This is a genomic window from Erwinia sp. JUb26 (assembly GCF_003751505.1).
In the GTDB taxonomy this organism is placed as follows: domain Bacteria; phylum Pseudomonadota; class Gammaproteobacteria; order Enterobacterales; family Enterobacteriaceae; genus Erwinia.
Map to the genome: position 1 here is coordinate 92,144 of NZ_RJVB01000001.1, position 15,300 is coordinate 107,443.

19 protein-coding genes and 1 tRNA gene are annotated in these 15,300 nt (G+C 55.1%); 9 read left to right on the plus strand and 11 right to left on the minus strand.

Annotated elements, in window-relative coordinates:
* Positions 1 to 2: 2 nt before the first annotated feature.
* The 4 genes from EC836_RS00395 to EC836_RS00410 form a co-directional block, all read right to left on the minus strand.
* Complete coding sequence (locus tag EC836_RS00395) at positions 3 to 701, minus strand: ABC transporter permease subunit (protein ID WP_123329030.1); 699 nt, start codon at positions 699 to 701, stop codon at positions 3 to 5.
* A gap of 11 nt (positions 702 to 712) precedes the next feature.
* On the minus strand, positions 713 to 1,453 hold the full coding sequence (locus EC836_RS00400; RefSeq protein ID WP_123329032.1) for an amino acid ABC transporter ATP-binding protein: 741 nt from the start codon (positions 1,451 to 1,453) through the stop codon (positions 713 to 715).
* 269 nt (positions 1,454 to 1,722) lie between these two features.
* A complete protein-coding gene (gene panB / locus EC836_RS00405; RefSeq protein WP_123329035.1) occupies positions 1,723 to 2,523 on the minus strand; it encodes a 3-methyl-2-oxobutanoate hydroxymethyltransferase in 801 nt (266 codons plus the stop codon).
* Positions 2,524 to 2,559: 36 nt separating this feature from the next.
* Positions 2,560 to 3,174, minus strand: coding sequence for a LysE family translocator (locus EC836_RS00410; RefSeq protein WP_123329037.1), 615 nt, complete (start codon positions 3,172 to 3,174; stop codon positions 2,560 to 2,562).
* 236 nt (positions 3,175 to 3,410) lie between these two features.
* On the opposite strand from EC836_RS00410, the gene EC836_RS00415 reads away from it, so the two are divergent.
* The gene (locus EC836_RS00415; protein ID WP_123330694.1) at positions 3,411 to 3,863 is read left to right on the plus strand and encodes an Lrp/AsnC family transcriptional regulator; all 453 of its coding nucleotides are present in this window, start codon (positions 3,411 to 3,413) and stop codon (positions 3,861 to 3,863) included.
* A gap of 186 nt (positions 3,864 to 4,049) precedes the next feature.
* On the opposite strand, the gene EC836_RS00420 is transcribed toward EC836_RS00415, so the two are convergent.
* The 3 genes from EC836_RS00420 to EC836_RS00430 form a co-directional block, all read right to left on the minus strand.
* A tRNA-Asn gene (locus EC836_RS00420) sits at positions 4,050 to 4,125 on the minus strand.
* A gap of 100 nt (positions 4,126 to 4,225) precedes the next feature.
* Positions 4,226 to 5,020, minus strand: a complete 795-nt coding sequence (mtfA, locus tag EC836_RS00425; protein ID WP_123329039.1) for a DgsA anti-repressor MtfA — start codon at positions 5,018 to 5,020, stop codon at positions 4,226 to 4,228.
* Between the two features lie 242 nt (positions 5,021 to 5,262).
* A complete protein-coding gene (locus tag EC836_RS00430; protein WP_123329041.1) occupies positions 5,263 to 5,919 on the minus strand; it encodes a hypothetical protein in 657 nt (218 codons plus the stop codon).
* 594 nt (positions 5,920 to 6,513) lie between these two features.
* Here EC836_RS00430 and EC836_RS00435 point away from each other — a divergent pair.
* A complete protein-coding gene (locus EC836_RS00435; RefSeq protein WP_123329043.1) occupies positions 6,514 to 7,206 on the plus strand; it encodes a phosphohydrolase in 693 nt (230 codons plus the stop codon).
* 81 nt (positions 7,207 to 7,287) lie between these two features.
* Positions 7,288 to 7,536, plus strand: a complete 249-nt coding sequence (locus EC836_RS00440) for a hypothetical protein (RefSeq protein ID WP_123329045.1) — start codon at positions 7,288 to 7,290, stop codon at positions 7,534 to 7,536.
* A 214-nt stretch (positions 7,537 to 7,750) separates the two neighbouring features.
* Here EC836_RS00440 and EC836_RS00445 read toward each other — a convergent pair whose 3' ends face one another.
* A complete protein-coding gene (locus EC836_RS00445; protein ID WP_123329047.1) occupies positions 7,751 to 8,419 on the minus strand; it encodes an epoxyqueuosine reductase QueH in 669 nt (222 codons plus the stop codon).
* A 101-nt stretch (positions 8,420 to 8,520) separates the two neighbouring features.
* Between EC836_RS00445 and EC836_RS00450 the strand changes: the two genes are divergently transcribed.
* Positions 8,521 to 8,988 (plus strand): very short patch repair endonuclease, encoded by a 468-nt coding sequence (locus tag EC836_RS00450; protein WP_123329049.1) that lies wholly within the window; start codon positions 8,521 to 8,523, stop codon positions 8,986 to 8,988.
* A 3-nt stretch (positions 8,989 to 8,991) separates the two neighbouring features.
* Here the strand turns inward: EC836_RS00450 and yedA are convergent, their stop codons facing one another.
* On the minus strand, positions 8,992 to 9,909 hold the full coding sequence (gene yedA, locus EC836_RS00455; protein ID WP_123329051.1) for a drug/metabolite exporter YedA: 918 nt from the start codon (positions 9,907 to 9,909) through the stop codon (positions 8,992 to 8,994).
* Between the two features lie 169 nt (positions 9,910 to 10,078).
* Here yedA and EC836_RS00460 point away from each other — a divergent pair, with 169 nt between their 5' ends.
* The 4 genes from EC836_RS00460 to EC836_RS00470 all read left to right on the plus strand — a co-directional run bounded on the left by EC836_RS00460 (position 10,079) and on the right by EC836_RS00470 (position 11,823).
* Positions 10,079 to 10,354, plus strand: coding sequence for a hypothetical protein (locus tag EC836_RS00460; protein WP_123329053.1), 276 nt, complete (start codon positions 10,079 to 10,081; stop codon positions 10,352 to 10,354).
* A gap of 11 nt (positions 10,355 to 10,365) precedes the next feature.
* Complete coding sequence (locus EC836_RS00465) at positions 10,366 to 11,268, plus strand: DUF808 domain-containing protein (RefSeq protein WP_123329055.1); 903 nt, start codon at positions 10,366 to 10,368, stop codon at positions 11,266 to 11,268.
* Positions 11,269 to 11,337: 69 nt separating this feature from the next.
* A complete protein-coding gene (locus tag EC836_RS25055; protein ID WP_255416823.1) occupies positions 11,338 to 11,469 on the plus strand; it encodes a hypothetical protein in 132 nt (43 codons plus the stop codon).
* A gap of 180 nt (positions 11,470 to 11,649) precedes the next feature.
* Positions 11,650 to 11,823 (plus strand): YodC family protein, encoded by a 174-nt coding sequence (locus tag EC836_RS00470; protein ID WP_370346156.1) that lies wholly within the window; start codon positions 11,650 to 11,652, stop codon positions 11,821 to 11,823.
* Between the two features lie 55 nt (positions 11,824 to 11,878).
* Here the strand turns inward: EC836_RS00470 and EC836_RS00475 are convergent, their stop codons facing one another.
* The gene (locus tag EC836_RS00475; RefSeq protein ID WP_123329060.1) at positions 11,879 to 12,202 is read right to left on the minus strand and encodes a DUF6388 family protein; all 324 of its coding nucleotides are present in this window, start codon (positions 12,200 to 12,202) and stop codon (positions 11,879 to 11,881) included.
* Between the two features lie 182 nt (positions 12,203 to 12,384).
* Here EC836_RS00475 and yedD point away from each other — a divergent pair, with 182 nt between their 5' ends.
* Positions 12,385 to 12,810, plus strand: coding sequence for a lipoprotein YedD (yedD, locus tag EC836_RS00480; RefSeq protein WP_123329062.1), 426 nt, complete (start codon positions 12,385 to 12,387; stop codon positions 12,808 to 12,810).
* 993 nt (positions 12,811 to 13,803) lie between these two features.
* Here the strand turns inward: yedD and amyA are convergent.
* Complete coding sequence (amyA, locus tag EC836_RS00490; RefSeq protein ID WP_123329066.1) at positions 13,804 to 15,285, minus strand: alpha-amylase; 1,482 nt, start codon at positions 15,283 to 15,285, stop codon at positions 13,804 to 13,806.
* Positions 15,286 to 15,300 lie beyond the last annotated feature (15 nt).

The following is a 15,300-nucleotide window of genomic DNA, read 5'->3' on the forward strand; positions in this document are numbered from 1 at the left end:
TCTTACTCCAGTAAATAGTGATACTTTTTCTCAATACGTGAAGTGAGATAAAAGATAATCATGTTCAGCAACCAGTAAACGAGGATCACGCTGAGAAACGCTGCGACCTGTTTAGCACCATAACTGTTTTGTGATATTTTCTGCGCGCGGCCAAAGATATCAACAATGCCGATGATATTAACCAGCGAGGTCATCTTAACGAGGTTAATGAGTAAGTTTCCGAAGTTAGGGATAGCAATAATTAATCCCTGCGGGAAAATTACCCGCGCTATGCCGATAGGATACGGAATATTCAAACTTCTCAGTGCTTCCTTCTGTCCGATATCCACCGCTTCCCAAGCGGAGCGCATCATCTCGGCAAAATACGGACTGATGCCCACCGAGATCGCCAGAATCGCGAAGGTGGTATCGCTAATCATACCGGCGGGCAGCGCCAGCGAGGAAAGAATTAACTTTCCGCCAAAGAAAAACAGCAGGATCAGCAGCGCCAGCGGCGCACCGCGCAGCACGTCGGTGGCCGTTTTCGCGACTATCCGCAACGGCCTGGCACGGCTGTAGTGCAGCACGGCAAGGAGCAGGCCGAGGTTCAGCCCCAGCAGCAGGGAAGCCAGCGTAATACCCAACGTGACCGGCAGATTTTCCAGCAGCTTAGGGACAATCTGCGTAAGGTCGGCGAACGTCACCAGCGAAGGCGTGGTCATCGGTTTATCCCTTATGCCTGATAACGCAGACGGGCAAGGAAAGACTGCGTCCGCTGATGGCGGGCTGCCCCAAAAATATGCTCAGGCGGGCCCTGCTCAACAATTTCGCCCTGATCCATAAACACCACGCGGGAGGCCACCTGGCGGGCAAATTCCATTTCGTGGGTGACGATAATCATGGTCTGCCCACGAGCGGCAATATCCTGAATCAGCGACAGGATCTCGCCGACTTTTTCCGGATCCAGCGCGGAGGTTGGCTCGTCCAACAGCAGTACGGAGGGACGGATCGCCAGCGCGCGTGCAATGCCGATGCGCTGTTTCTGCCCGCCGGAGAGGCTGTTAGGGTAGCTGTCTTTTTTATGCAGCAGGCCAACCAGTTTTAACAGACGCTCTGCGGTGGCAATGGCTTCATGGCGCGGGCGCTTTTGCGCATAGATTAGCCCTTCGGTGATATTCTGCAGGGCGGTAAGATTATGAAAAAGATTCCACGACTGAAATACCATTGCGGTTTTCGCGCGCAGTTTCTCAATCTCTTTTTTACCGGCGCGCTCGCAGTTGACCGCGACATTATCAATAGCGATGGTTCCCGTATCGGCAGGTTCGAGGAAGTTAAGCGTGCGCAGCAGGGTGGTTTTTCCCGAACCGCTGGGGCCAATAATACAAATGATTTCCCCTGCCTCAATGGAAAGTGATACGCCCTTTAATATTCTTTCGCCGGAAAAGCTTTTCGTTATTTTATCTATGGCTATCATGTTTTTTTTCGCAATGACCCATCCCTATAAATCAAGGGCTAAGACTGGTGTGGATATTTTAAATAATGACGCGCTGTGAGAGTGCGTTATTTAAAGTTAATGCGAAAACGTTATCAGCAAGCCATGCGGCAATCAATACGCGGGCTTGAGCGAATAAATCACAACATCATCATAAAAATTAATATAGTCAGAGTGAGAGGTGGGAGGTGAGAGGCTAGAGGGGGCTGTTGTCTTGACCGAGTCAGCCCGCTGAAGGCTGACTCGCTGAGTTATTCTGCGTAGCTGTGTTCCACTGCGGGGAAGGATCCATCCTTAACCGAAGAGACATAACAAGCAATGGCCGCCTGAATTGTACCGCCGTCCGCCATAAAGTTTCGCACGAACTTCGGCACGCGGCCGCTCAGGCTCAGTCCCAGCATATCGTGAAGAACCAGCACCTGGCCGTCGGTGTCCGGTCCGGCACCGATGCCAATAACCGGTATATTGACTGCCAGAGCAATGGCCCTGCCTAGCGTGGCAGGCACGGCTTCAACCAGAATCATTGCCGCACCGGCTTTTTCCAATTTCACGGCGGTTTCGACCAGTGCTGCTGCCTGGTCCTGCCCGCGTCCCTGAACTTTGAAGCCGCCAAAGACATTGACGGACTGCGGGGTCAGGCCGATATGGGCACATACCGGCACGCCATTTCTCGCCAGTTGGGTAATGGTTTCCGCCAGCCACTCACCACCTTCCAGTTTCACCATCTGCGCACCCGCCTGCATCAATTTACCGCAGTTGCTGAGTGCGCGTTCGAGGGTGGCACAGGTCATAAAGGAGAGGTCGGCGATGATAAAGCTGCCGCTGTTGCCGCGCTTCACGCTGGCAGTGTGGTAAATCATGTCATCAATCGTGACCGGGAGCGTGCTGTCGTGGCCCTGGAGGATCATCCCCAGCGTGTCGCCGATCAGCAGCATATCCACGCCAGCCTGAGCGGATGTATGAGCGAAAGTGGCATCATAGCAGGTCAGCATCGCGATTTTTTCTCCGCGCTGCTTCATGGATCTCAGTTGGCTAAGTGTGATATCAGGCATCAATAGAGTCTCAATGGATTATTAAGAAATGGCGGCTCAGAAAAACCGTTCGGCCATCAACACGATGGCGATAACGATCATCAAAAAACCGGATATGCGGCTGACCAGCAGGGCCGCCTCGGGACGGGTCTGCAATACAGCTTTGGATCCGTAACCCACCAGCAGGTAAACCACCGAGCAACTGACGATATGCAACAGGCCGAGGGCGGTCATCTGGATTGGTACGGGCCAGGAGCCAAGCGGATCGATGAACTGCGGCAGCAGCGCCAGAAAAAGCAGAAAGACTTTGGGATTAAGGCCGCTGACGCACAAACCGCGCAGCGCCCACTGCCACCGGGAGTCATCTACCTCATCAGTCGCCGCCGTGGGGGCAGAAGGATGCCGCAACATGCCCACTCCCAGCCACAGAAGATAAGCGGCTCCGGCCAGGGTCAGGATGGTCATTGCTGAATGGGTGGCTGCGATAAGCGCGCCAACGCCGGCGGCCACAATGATAGTGGCAATCAAGTGCCCCGACAGCAGCCCGGCAATCGCGGGAATAATCGCTCGGCCACGCAATCCTGCGGAGATAGCGTAGGCCCAGTCGGCCCCCGGGGTAATGATAAACAGCGCGGACACTGCCCAAAAGGAGATAAAAAGGTGCAGAGACATTGTGCTATCTCCCTGATTTAACAGGGTTGACGCAGATGGGAATGTTTTTACAGCGGGTGAGGCGAGGAACGTGAACACAGGACGACACGGTATTTTCCTTTATCGCGTTAAGGGAATTCATCCCCGCGGTTGCTCGCCGGGCGATGAAATTGTTGAGGAAAAGATTATCCTTTCAGAGTTGAAATGTGCTTCCATATATAGGGCTACTTTCGGCCTTATTGGGTAATTATTTCCAAATGGATAGAACTGACAGGAAGATTCTTGCTGAGCTGCAATCCGACGGCCGGTTATCGTTAACTGAGCTGGCGGAGCGCGTCGGGTTGAGCCTTTCACCCTGCCATCGGCGTGTACGTGCGCTGGAGGAGTCCGGCGTAATAAGTGGCTACCACGCCAGCATTCAGCCGGATCGGCTGGGGCTGACCTTTTCGGCCATCGTCTTCGTCACGCTCAAAGAGGGGGATCGCCATGCCGTTGCGGCCTTTGAGGCAGCGGTGCAGCAGGTCAAGAATGTGACGCTGGCGCAGCGACTGTTCGGTGACCCGGATTATATCCTTCACGTGATTACCGAGGACCTCAACGCCTTCCAGCGGCTTTATGACGAGCAGTTAAGCGGAATGCCAGGGGTGCAGAGACTGACGTCAACTCTGGTGATGAAGACACTGGTTAAGGATGGGCCGCTGCCGGTTTGAACGCAGGACATATAATCGGCAGGGGGGCAGACAAAGCCTCGATGTTGAACTCCCGCACGGTTCTCACTTCGGTTTTGTGCTGAAAATACCGTGAGTTGCTGAACGACAATCCGGTGAGAATTGTGTCTCGCTAATTGCACAAAGCAAGAAGCCCGCTCAGGTTTCTCTGAGCGGGCTTCTTTAATATGGCTCCTCTGACTGGACTCGAACCAGTGACATACGGATTAACAGTCCGCCGTTCTACCGACTGAACTACAGAGGAATCGTGTGAACGAGGCGCATATTAGCGATCCGCCCGTTGACTGTCAACAGCAAAAATCGCGTCTGCATTTAACTGGTGCAGTTTGCAGCAGCGCGTTGTTTTAGTGAACAATTCCCCCGGTATTGAGCTGTTCCTGCTGTTGTTCAAGGCGCTGATAAGGGTCCTGACGGTAAAACTGGCGTAGCCGCGTGTAGACCTGTGGGAAGCGGACCAGCAGCAGCTCCGGCGCGCTGAAGAAATATTCCGACAGCACGGCGAAGCATTCGGCGGGATCGCTGGCGGCGTAGGCATCAATGGTCGCAGCGTTTTCGCCCACCAAATCGACCTCGTCCTGAATCGCGTTCATCGCCGCCAGCATATCGCGCTCCCAGCCCGCAACGTCGCGCAGCGCCATGGCCGGAATGCCGGTGGATTCGCCGCTGCCGTGCGCGTCCAGTTTGTGCGCCACCTCGTGGATCACCAGGTTATAGCCTGAGCGGTCGAAGGAGTCCTGAATATCCAGCCAGTTCAGCACAATCGGCCCCTGTTCCCAGCTCTGGCCGGACTGCACCATCCGTTCGCGATGGACCAGGCCAAACTCATCCTGCCATTCGTCATCCACCATAAAGGGCGTGGGGTAGATCAGCACTTCATGGAAGCCGTCGAGCCAGTCGTAGCCGAGGTTGAGCACCGGCAGGCAAAACAGCAGCGCCACCCGGCAACATTTTAACTCGTCAAGCTGCAGTTCCCGCAGGCCAACCAGCCGTTTCTGGCGCAGAAAACGGCTGGCCAGGGCGATTAAATTCTGACGTTCACCTCCATCGAGCGGAGCCAAAAGCGGTATCGCCAGTGCCTGCTGCCAGGGTAATCCACTGGTCGTTGCGTCATCGTCGCTTTTCCACGGCCATTTGATCATGCTGATATTGCTCCCACCCAGATCGGGAAATCCTCTTACACCATGCCGCAGACGCAGACGTGCTGCAACGGTAGAATGCACATTGCGCGAGTGTTGTGCGAAGAGGATAAAACGATTATCACGATAATTGCCATTTTCAATGGCAAATTGAGGGGAGTATTCAACCAGTTATATTAAGAGTTGTCTGTGATAGGGCGCAAACGGCGCTGAAAAACTTCAGCGCCGTGCATCATTAAAGCCGATCAGATCCTCTCAAACTCAATCACCCAAACCCATGGGTTAACTTCCCAACTGGTGCCGCCGTACTGTGCGGTCCAGGCCTTGCGGTAGGCTTCCTTCGGGGACACGGTTTCATTCTGGATGGTAAAAAAGTTGTTCAAAAAATGGCTGTCGAACTGCACGCCTTCCGCCATGATGTCATCGTCTGTAATGTCCTGGATTTTTTCCACGCGCAGACGGGTAATCAACAGATCGATGCGGCTGGCCCAGCGCGGCATATGAATACCCGCCTGCCAGCCGGGGTGGCCCAAGCCATCTTCGCTGCCCCAGGCGCTGGTATCGGCGCGGTAGCGGCAGTACTGACGGTCCCTGAACGCCGCCGGGTCCTGCTGATACCGCGCCACATCTTCCGGGGCGATAACCGGCCCACGCCAGGTTTCACGCACCCACAGCCGGTCGCCCGGCTGGCCGTGCGGGCTGTGGTGGCTGATGTTCTCCATGCTCATGACCAGGTTTCCCTGCAGGTGGTTACGCTTCACATCAATGCCGTAACAGCCTTCATGATTATCCTGAACCGGTCCGAAAGGTTGGGATTTCATGATGCGCCGGGTCTGGCTTTGTCGACCAGATAGCAGGGCGCGCACCCGTTGATCGCTGAACAGAATCGGGCGTTCTTTCATGGGATAACCTCTATATCTTTCTCAACCAAACCAGCTACATAGTTACAATGAAAACACAATGCGGAGAACTCCTAACTTAAACCTTTAACAACAATTTGGGGCATTTTTTTGGTAAAACATCAGTAAAATTTAATAAAAAAAACGGAAAGATGAAACGACTCTGATGACGAATCGCGGGCGGTCAAAGCGCTGCTTTTGGCCGATGGGCCGACGTCATTTTTGCAGCGTAACATATTTTACATGTTGCTTAATTACAATGTCTTAAAGCAGGGCGCCATTTTTAAAATATTCAGAAAAGTGTGGAGCATATCTGGGGAGGCCATCGCGACGCAAACGATAATCTTTGGGTTAGGGTGCAAGGTGAAACGTTTCGTTACCTTTAGTCTGTATTATGGCTGCTTAATGATTTGAGTGAATTTTAAGCGGTATAAATTAGTAACACAGCTCATCGGTATGCAATCAGGCTGTAACATAATGAATACATGAACTATAAAGTGATCGGGGTCGCATTTTTTATCGCGCCAACGCATCTCGTTGTAGCGAATTATCGTCGCTGAGATGTCAACAAGTCCAAAGAAAGAAGGAGAGTCTTTTATGCTGAACACCTGGCAATCACGCTTTGAACATTGGCTGCACCAGACCTGGCAGAAAGAAGACAAGGCGCATGATGTGGCGCATCTGACGCGCGTCTGGCAAACGGCACAGCGCATTATGCAGGGAAGCGAGGCCGATCCGCTGGTGGTGCTGACCAGCTGCTACTTCCACGACATCGTTAATTTGCCGAAAAATCATCCCGAGCGTCATCTGGCCTCTGCGCAGGCTGCGGAAGAGGCGCGGCGGGTTCTGCTAACGGAATTTCCGGATTTTCCCGTAGAAAAAATTCCTGCCGTGATGCATGCCGTTCATGCCCACAGCTTCAGCGCTGCCGTCACCCCGGAAACGCTGGAGGCGAAAATCGTGCAGGACGCGGACCGTCTGGAGTCTCTGGGGGCGATTGGCCTGGCGCGGGTGTTTTACGTTTCTGGCGCGCTGGGGCGCTCGCTGTTTGACAGCCACGATCCGCTGGCCCGCGAGAGACCGCTGGACGATGCCGAATGGGCGCTGGACCATTTCCAGAAAAAATTGCTGAAGCTGCCGCAAACCATGCAAACCGTGGAAGGTAAACGGCTGGCCGAGATGAATGCTGATTTTTTGGTGACTTACATGGCAAAACTCTGTGCGGAACTGCGGGGCGACTTCTGCGGCACGGACCGCCAGGTGCTGGCCGAGTTTGGCTTCAGTCACTGATATATTAAATTTTTATGACAGTATGGTTAAATTTAGCCTGACAGGCTAACTTGATGTGTAAATTTATCAGGAGATTCAACAATGACCGAGACAGTAAGCCTGACGTTAAAGATCGATCCTGTATTAAAAGAAACGCTGAAAGCCATCGCGCTGGAAAATCAAACGTCGGTCAGCCAGGAAGTGACTCGCCGTCTGCTGATTACCCTGGAAGGGGCGCAGGAGCCTGAAGTGGATAATCAGGATACGCCTGAAGAACTGACTGAGCAGCTGAGTGCGGCCGAACTGAAGCAAATCCGCGCGCTGCTGAAAAAAGGCAAAAAGAAAAAGTAATCGCTGCGGATGTTTCGCGTATCCGCTGCGATCAACGCCCCTCGTCGTGAGGGGCGCTACGTTTTTCTCTTTTCAATGTTTTGAACAGCTCATCGACGCTTTGTCGCTATAGCTGTGCTACTCACCTGGCGAATGTCTCACTGCTGTGGCTGACAAAGCCCTTACCGCGGCGCCTGCCTCACTCCTGCAACAATTACCGTACTGCGGCGAGCCTTTACGATTTCCCCTCAGCGTCTTCATCGCCGTAATACAGCACGCCCAGCTTGATTAACGGACGGCCCTGGTTTTTGCGATGCAGATTGCTGTCGCGCAGCGAATAGACGCAGCCGCAGTACTCCTGTTGATAAAAGCGTTCGCGCTTGCTGATTTCGATCATCCGTGCCGCGCCGCCTTTCTTACGCCAGTTATAATCCCAGTAGCTGATGCCCTCATAGGGTGCCGCAGCGCGATCGCCGCAGTCGTTAATCTGCTGCATGTTCTTCCAGCGGGAAATACCCAGCGAGCTGGAGATAACCGGGAAGCCGTTTTCATAGGCGTAAAGTGCGGTGCGTTCAAAACGCATATCAAAACACATAGTGCAGCGCACGCCGCGCTCCGGTTCCCACTCCATGCCTTTGGCACGCTCGAACCAGTTATCGGTGTCGTAATCCGCATCGACAAAGGGAATGCCGTGCTGCTCGGCGAAGCGGATATTTTCCTCTTTGCGCAGCAGATACTCCTTCTGCGGATGAATATTCGGATTGTAGAAGAAGATGGTGTAATCAATCCCCGATGCCTGCAGTGCTTCCATCACTTCCCCGGAGCAGGGCGCGCAGCAGGAGTGCAGCAGCAGTTTTTTGGCGCCTTTCGGCAGCGTCAGCGTTTCACGTACGACAGTGCTCATTCAATCAGATCCATATTTACTGGAGTTTTGCTTAAGTGTAGAGACATCCTGTACGACAATAAAGCGCTATACTCAAACGTTCTTGCCAGAGGAAGATCAGGATGGCTGACGTACATAAACCCGACGTGCGTAGTAAAAATATGCGGGCGATCCGCACCCGCGATACGGCGATCGAACAGCGCGTGGCGGAACTACTGGGTGAACTGGATATCACCTTTCGGGCGCAGGATAAGTCGCTGCCCGGCCGGCCGGATTTTGTTTTGCCGGATTACCGGGCGATCATTTTCGTTCACGGCTGCTTTTGGCACCATCATCACTGCCACCTTTTTAAGACGCCGGCAACGCGCACGGCGTTCTGGATGGGGAAAATCGACAGCAATGTGGCGCGGGATAAACGCTATATTGCCGAACTGACCGACGGCGGCTGGAAGGTGCTGCTGGTGTGGGAGTGTTCGCTGCGCGGGAAAACCCGGCTGGAAGAACAGGCGCTAAGCGCCCGGCTGGAAGAGTGGATCTGCGCCGCTGAGGGCAACGGCGAGATCGATGAACAGGGTATTCGCCAGCTGTAGCTTTTAGTCCCGGCTAATGGGTTTAATCACCGGTTTTGCCGGGAACAGGTATTTACCCAGCGTGACCAGTACCACGGCAAACACGATGATTGCCAGCGCCAGCCACTCGCGTGACGACAGCGTTTCCCCTGCGAAGCCAATCCCCAGCAGCACCGCGACCACCGGGTTCACGTAGGCGTAGCTGGTGGCTACTGCCGGCGTTACGTTGCGGATCAGAAACATGTAGGCATTGATGGCGATAATCGAACCGAACAGGCTCAGGTAGCCCAGCGCCAGGAATCCGGGAAGCGTGGGCGTACCGGTCAGATGCTCACCGCTCAGCGTGCTGGCGAGCAGCAGCACGATACCCGCCGACAGCATCTCTATCGCACCCGCCATCATTCCCTGCGGCAGCTCAATGCGTGAACCCCATACGGAACCGAACGCCCAGGTCAGGGATCCTGTCAGAATCATCAGTGCGCCCCACGGATTCCCGGCCATATGTCCGCCGCTGTTTAGCAGCAGGATCCCCACCAGTCCGACGCCAATGCCCAGCCACTCTATCCAGCGTGTCTGGATGCCAAACATCCGGCTAAAGCACATGGCGAACAGCGGCACGGTCGCCACCATCACGGCCGCCAGCCCGGAAGGCACGTGCTGATGTTCGGCCACGGTGACCGCACCGTTCCCCATCGCCAGCAGTAAAATGCCGATAATCGCCGCATTCTTCGTGGCTTTCAGCGACGGCAGCTTTTCTCCGCGCAGCAGCAGGAACGCCAGCAGCACGACGCCCGCCAGCAGGAAGCGCAGCCCGGCCATCATCATCGGCGGCCAGCTTTCCACGCCGATGCGGATAACCAGGTAGGTGGAACCCCAGATAAAATACAGAGAGAACAGTGCGGCCAGCAGCGGCAGCCAGGCAGGAATACGACGCAACTTCATGTTAATAGCTCAGTCCGGTTGAGTAATTGCAGCGCTAAATTCTCGTTTTTTAACGCGGAATAGGGAAATGTTTTTCTTCAGGACAGGGAATTTTTTTACAAAATTTGCACTTGTTACGCATAATTGTTTAGATCATCCCCACTTTCTACGGCGAAGCGCAGGGCGAACTATGGCCAGTGTTAAACTGACGGTAAAGCGTTTATATCAACTGAGCGGTGAACGGATGGTGAATACCCGGGCGACGGCGCGAATTTTCGTCGGCGAACGGCTGATTGCCACGGAAGAAATTACCGGAATGACGGAAAGCCCGGTAAGCAAGTATCTGCACCATACCGAGCTGCAGGGCCAGCCGGTACGCGTTGAGTGGGACTGTGACGGCATCGCCGATATGGCGGTACTGGAAATCGAGCGGTGCCCCTGCTGTCAACATGATGAACATGAATAAGGAACGAGACTTTGGCGGGAAGTAGCTTACTGAGCTTGCTGGATGATATTGCCACGCTGCTTGATGATATTTCGGTAATGGGGAAAGTGGCGGCCAAGAAAACCGCCGGGGTGCTGGGCGACGACCTGTCGCTGAATGCCCAGCAGGTCAGCGGGGTGAAAGCCAACCGCGAGCTGCCGGTGGTGTGGGGCGTGGCGAAAGGCTCGTTCCTTAATAAGCTGATCCTGGTGCCGCTGGCGCTGATTATCAGCGCCTTTGCCCCCTGGGCGATTACGCCGCTGCTGATGATTGGCGGCGCCTACCTCTGTTATGAGGGCGTGGAAAAGGTGCTGCACAGCCTGCACAAAAGCAAAAGCGATGAAACCCCGGAGGCGCGCGAGCAGCGTTTGCTCAAGGTGGCGCAGCAGGATCCCGCTGCCTTCGAGAAGAAGAAAGTGAAGGGGGCTATCCGCACGGACTTTATTCTCTCTGCCGAAATCGTGGCGATCACCCTGGGGATTGTCTCAGAAGCGCCGTTGCTGAATCAGGTGTTAATCCTCTCCGGGATTGCCATTCTGGTGACCGTCGGCGTTTACGGCATTGTGGCGGCCATCGTGAAGATTGACGATCTCGGCTTCTGGCTGCAAAAGAAAAGCTCGGCGCTGGCAAAATCGGTGGGTGGCGTTCTGCTGGCGGCGGCACCGTGGCTGATGAAAATTCTGACCGTGGTGGGCACCGTCGCCATGTTCCTGGTCGGCGGCGGCATTATCGTGCACGGCGTGCCGTTCCTGCATCATGCTATTGAAGGTTTTAGTGCCGGACTGGGTGCCGTGGTGGCTGCCCTGGCGTCCAACGGTGCCAACCTGGTGATTGGCTTTATCGTGGGGTCGATTGTGCTGTCGCTGGTAAATTTGGTTGCCAGAGTGCGCGGCTAATCGGTATAACGTGCGGCTTGCGGATCCGCCCGGCGGGTCCGTTTTTTTTACCAATGTGGGAGCAATGTGATGAAAGACGATATTTTTGAATTTGATATTGATGCGCAGCTGGAGCAGGCGGAAGCCAACGCAGAGAAAAAAGCCGCAGAACTGCCTGCCGATCTGGGCGATGAAGCCGACTGCGAAGGTTGCAAGATCTAAGCGTAAGTGAGAGCTGGTTCACATAAACGAAACCTGCAAAACTTATGCGTTTTTTTTATTTATCGAGTTTTTAACTGCTTATTTGCATTTAACAATTTGTTTACCTCCAGTTAACAGCATCGGAATCAACAAGATGCTATAACTATTCTGTCTTTTAAACCGGAAGGGAGGTGCTTTGTGATGTTTATAATCAGTAATGAAGTGCAGCACAAGGATGGTGGGCCCGTGATGATTGTGACGGGTGTTGCCAGCGGTATGGTTGAATGCCGTTGGTACGATGGTTTTAGCGTAAGGCGAGAAGCATTCCGCGAGGATGAGCTGGCGACAACGTCAGGTGCCCGCCTGGCCGGTTAAGCGCTATGGCCCCCGAACAGGCGAGTTGACGCGCCTGTTCGGGAGGATCAAAAAATTACAGTTCGTTCTGAATACAAAACTCTTCCCAGCTTAACCCCAGCGCCTCTGCATGCGAGCGCAGATAGGTTTCAATCGCTTCCACCATCACGGTTTTATCCGGTTCGGCCAGCTGAATCGCAAACAAAACCCCATCCAGTTTTTTCTCACGAATATAGGCCGCATAGGCGCGATCTTTTTGCAGCGCCTGAAGCTGTTCCACGCTCATGCCAACGCTGGCCGCCTGTTCAGCGGTAAGATTCTCAATGCCTGACTTGAGTTCAGGATGTGCCTCAAGAAACAGATCTTTGGCGATGGCGTAATACTCTTCAACGGTTTTCATAGCGGTCCTGCCTGGGTAAATTCGGCCGTCAGTGTACACGGCTGATGCGGGGAAAGGGAAGGCATGGCGCGGGCGGAGACTGGGATAAAACCGCATAAATCCGCAGCGGCGTGCCGATCGGACTTGCGGCAGAGCGGGAAAAAATTATAACGTAGCGCGTGATTCATAAAGCAGGGAAAAACATGAAAAACTGGATTATTGCAGGCCTGGCCGTTAGCGCTCTGAGCGGCTGTGCGCAGTTGGAAAGCTACAGCAGCGCGGTGAAAACCCCGCCGCCGGCAACGCTGGTGGGCAACTGGCAGACGATGGGGCCTCAGAAGGGATTGGTCAGCCCGGAAGCGCGCGCCAGTCTGATTATTACCGCCGAGGGCGATACGCTGGATTGCCGTCAGTGGCAGCGGGTGATTGCCAAACCGGGTAAGACGACTCTGCTGGATGGTGATTGGGTGAATGTGAACAATCAGTCGCGGGTGATGCCGCTGGAGCTGGAAGGCAGCGTGTTGCATTACGATAAGCTGGTGCTGAGCAAGGTGAATCAGCCAACGGCGGAGTGCCAGAAGGCGCTGGCGGGCAATGGCGATGCGGCTACTGCGAGCAGCGGTAAATAGTTAGAGCTTGTGTTGTTTGCAGCGTCGGAGCTGGCGCTGGCTGGCCGTGCCCCCGTTCGGGCGGTCCTCGCGCCGCGCTGCGGTTCCTTCACTTCGTTCGTCAGCCGGACGGACCGCCACAGACGCGCGTCCTGCGCGGCTGTGACTTTCGGCCACGTCCGTGTGGCCGAATCCTGGCTTCCTCTCTGCGTTCAGCGCTGTGGATTGCCCGCTCGGGGACACGGCCAGCCTGCTCTCTGACTTTTGCATTGCCTGAAAACCCAAAAAGCAAAAAGCGATGAAATTACCAATGGGGAGCAGCCGAGGCTGAACACCAGATACCGATTCAACAGCAAGAAAAATGTGCAGTCCGGGGATTTATGCTGTGTTGTTTGCAGGGTCGTTAGTTAGCGCTGGTTGGTTGTGCCCCCGTTCGCGCGGTCCTCGCGCCGCGTTGCGGTTCCTTCACTTCGTTCGTCAGCCGGACGGACCGCCACAGACGCGCGTCCTGCGCGGCTGTGACTTTCGGCCACGTCCGTGTGGCCGAATCCTGGCTTCCTCTCTGCGTTCAGCGCTGTGGATTGCCCGCTCGGAGGCACAGCCAGCCTGCTCTCTGACTTTTGCGTTGCCTGAAAATTCAAAAGCGATGAAATGACGAAAAGGGTCAGCCTCTGCTGCTGCGCAAGGGCATCCGCAGCGCTGAGGTGGAAGCTGATGGCCAGGAGACGCCAGCAGGACGCTGGCGTCAGGCGGGGTCGGTACAAGGATGTACCGTCTCCGCCGGTCCGGGCGGCCAGCAGCTGTAACCGAGGGCACCGTGCCACGCACGGCGCGAGGACCCGCCCTGGAGCAGTTGCAGAGGCTGAACCCCATACGCCTGTTCCGCAGCAGCGTTTTATGCCATAACCAGAGGCACCGGGCAAAGCCCGGCGCGAGGACCCGCCCTGGAGCAGCGGCAGAGGCTGAACCCCTACACCAAATCAACAGCGATAAAAGTGTATGGTCACTGTTGGGCTATCCCAATACCCACACGCTCACGCTGCCCGGATTGCAGCGGAACGTCGCAACACCGTTCTCATCACTCTCAACCTGCTCTTCGCGATGACCGAGATAATCGGACCAGACCTTACCGGCAAAATTCTCACCCAGCTCCAGCACCTTCTCCCCCTCATCCCCGTTGGACATCACCACCACGCAGCCCGGCAATTCCTCCGTGCCGCTGCGCGCGAACGCAATACAGTTGGCGTGATCGAACCACTCCGTCTGCACCCCGTGGGCATAAAGCTGACGAGCGCGGATCAGCGCTTCCAGCTCCGCAACAACCGGCATTTCAATCTCATACTGCTCGCCGTCATCTCCCTCGTCCCGATAACTGGTCCCGTAAAGATCGGGATAGAACAGGGCGGGAACGCCGTTTTCACGCAGCATAATCAGCGCGTAGGCCAGCGGTTTAAACCACGGATCGACCGGTGCCTCAAGCGCCTGCAACGGCTGCGTGTCGTGATTGGCGACGATGGTTACCGCATGCCACGGATCGGCCGCGACCAGCGTGTCGGTAAAAATCTGACTCAGATCGTAGTCGGCTCCCTGCTGCGAGGCGGTGTGGAAGTTCATTTGCAGCGGCGCATCAAACAGCATGGTCTTACCGTCCACCTGGTCAATATACTGCTGCAGCTTGTCCAGCTCGTGCGACCAGTATTCGGCGACGATAAACAGCGGCTGTTCATTCACCTCCTGCACGTGCTCAATCCATTCTTTATAGAACCAGGCTGGAATATGCTTCACCGCGTCCAGCCGGAAGCCGGTGGTGGCGGGGATCTGCTCCATGACCCAGCGCGCCCAGTATTTGAGTTCCTCGGTCACCGCGTGGTTGCGGAAGTCGATATTGGCACCCATCAGATAGTCAAAGTTGCCCAGCTCGTCGTCAACCTGGTCGTTCCAGCCCTCGCCGGTGTAGTCGTTAACGATCTTAAATACGCCGTTCTCATCCGGGTTTTCAATGTGGTCGACGCCGCTGAAACATTTGTAATCCCAGACAAATTTGGAGTATTTCCCCTCGCGCACCGGGAAGGTGAAGCGGGTCCAGGCTTCGGCTTCTATCACCTCATCGTCAATCTCTTCGCGATTATCCGGGTTCACGCGGTTAATCTGCACCCGTTCCTTTTCGTCCGCACCCATCTTGTGGTTGAGCACCACATCCAGGATCACGCCGATGCCATGAGATTTAAGCGCTTCGGTTGCGGCCAGCAGCTGCTCTTTATCACCGTACTTGGTGGCTCTTGACCCTTTCTGCTCGAACTCGCCTAAATCGAACAGATCGTAGGTATCGTAGCCGACGGAATAGCCGCCGGACTCGCCTTTGTAAGCAGGGGGGAGCCAGACATCGGTAATGCCCAGTTCAGCCAGGCTGGCGGCCTTCTCAGCCACTTCAGGCCACAGCCTGCCGCCATCGGGATAGTACCAGTGAAAAAACTGCAACAGCGTGGGATTGCGCATATCCTTGTTCCATTT

Coding starts and splice junctions, on each gene's coding strand:
- EC836_RS00450 (WP_123329049.1), top strand. CDS start 8,521: ATGGCTGACGTACATAAACCCGACGTGCGTAGTAAAAATATGCGGGCG.
- EC836_RS00415 (WP_123330694.1), top strand. CDS start 3,411: ATGGATAGAACTGACAGGAAGATTCTTGCTGAGCTGCAATCCGACGGC.
- yedD (WP_123329062.1), top strand. CDS start 12,385: ATGAAAAACTGGATTATTGCAGGCCTGGCCGTTAGCGCTCTGAGCGGC.
- amyA (WP_123329066.1), bottom strand. CDS start 15,285: ATGCGCAATCCCACGCTGTTGCAGTTTTTTCACTGGTACTATCCCGAT.
- EC836_RS00440 (WP_123329045.1), top strand. CDS start 7,288: ATGACCGAGACAGTAAGCCTGACGTTAAAGATCGATCCTGTATTAAAA.
- EC836_RS00460 (WP_123329053.1), top strand. CDS start 10,079: ATGGCCAGTGTTAAACTGACGGTAAAGCGTTTATATCAACTGAGCGGT.
- EC836_RS00435 (WP_123329043.1), top strand. CDS start 6,514: ATGCTGAACACCTGGCAATCACGCTTTGAACATTGGCTGCACCAGACC.
- EC836_RS00410 (WP_123329037.1), bottom strand. CDS start 3,174: ATGTCTCTGCACCTTTTTATCTCCTTTTGGGCAGTGTCCGCGCTGTTT.
- EC836_RS00395 (WP_123329030.1), bottom strand. CDS start 701: ATGACCACGCCTTCGCTGGTGACGTTCGCCGACCTTACGCAGATTGTC.
- EC836_RS00430 (WP_123329041.1), bottom strand. CDS start 5,919: ATGAAAGAACGCCCGATTCTGTTCAGCGATCAACGGGTGCGCGCCCTG.
- yedA (WP_123329051.1), bottom strand. CDS start 9,909: ATGAAGTTGCGTCGTATTCCTGCCTGGCTGCCGCTGCTGGCCGCACTG.
- EC836_RS00445 (WP_123329047.1), bottom strand. CDS start 8,419: ATGAGCACTGTCGTACGTGAAACGCTGACGCTGCCGAAAGGCGCCAAA.
- mtfA (WP_123329039.1), bottom strand. CDS start 5,020: ATGATCAAATGGCCGTGGAAAAGCGACGATGACGCAACGACCAGTGGA.
- EC836_RS25055 (WP_255416823.1), top strand. CDS start 11,338: ATGAAAGACGATATTTTTGAATTTGATATTGATGCGCAGCTGGAGCAG.
- EC836_RS00470 (WP_370346156.1), top strand. CDS start 11,650: ATGTTTATAATCAGTAATGAAGTGCAGCACAAGGATGGTGGGCCCGTG.
- EC836_RS00400 (WP_123329032.1), bottom strand. CDS start 1,453: ATGATAGCCATAGATAAAATAACGAAAAGCTTTTCCGGCGAAAGAATA.
- EC836_RS00475 (WP_123329060.1), bottom strand. CDS start 12,202: ATGAAAACCGTTGAAGAGTATTACGCCATCGCCAAAGATCTGTTTCTT.
- panB (WP_123329035.1), bottom strand. CDS start 2,523: ATGCCTGATATCACACTTAGCCAACTGAGATCCATGAAGCAGCGCGGA.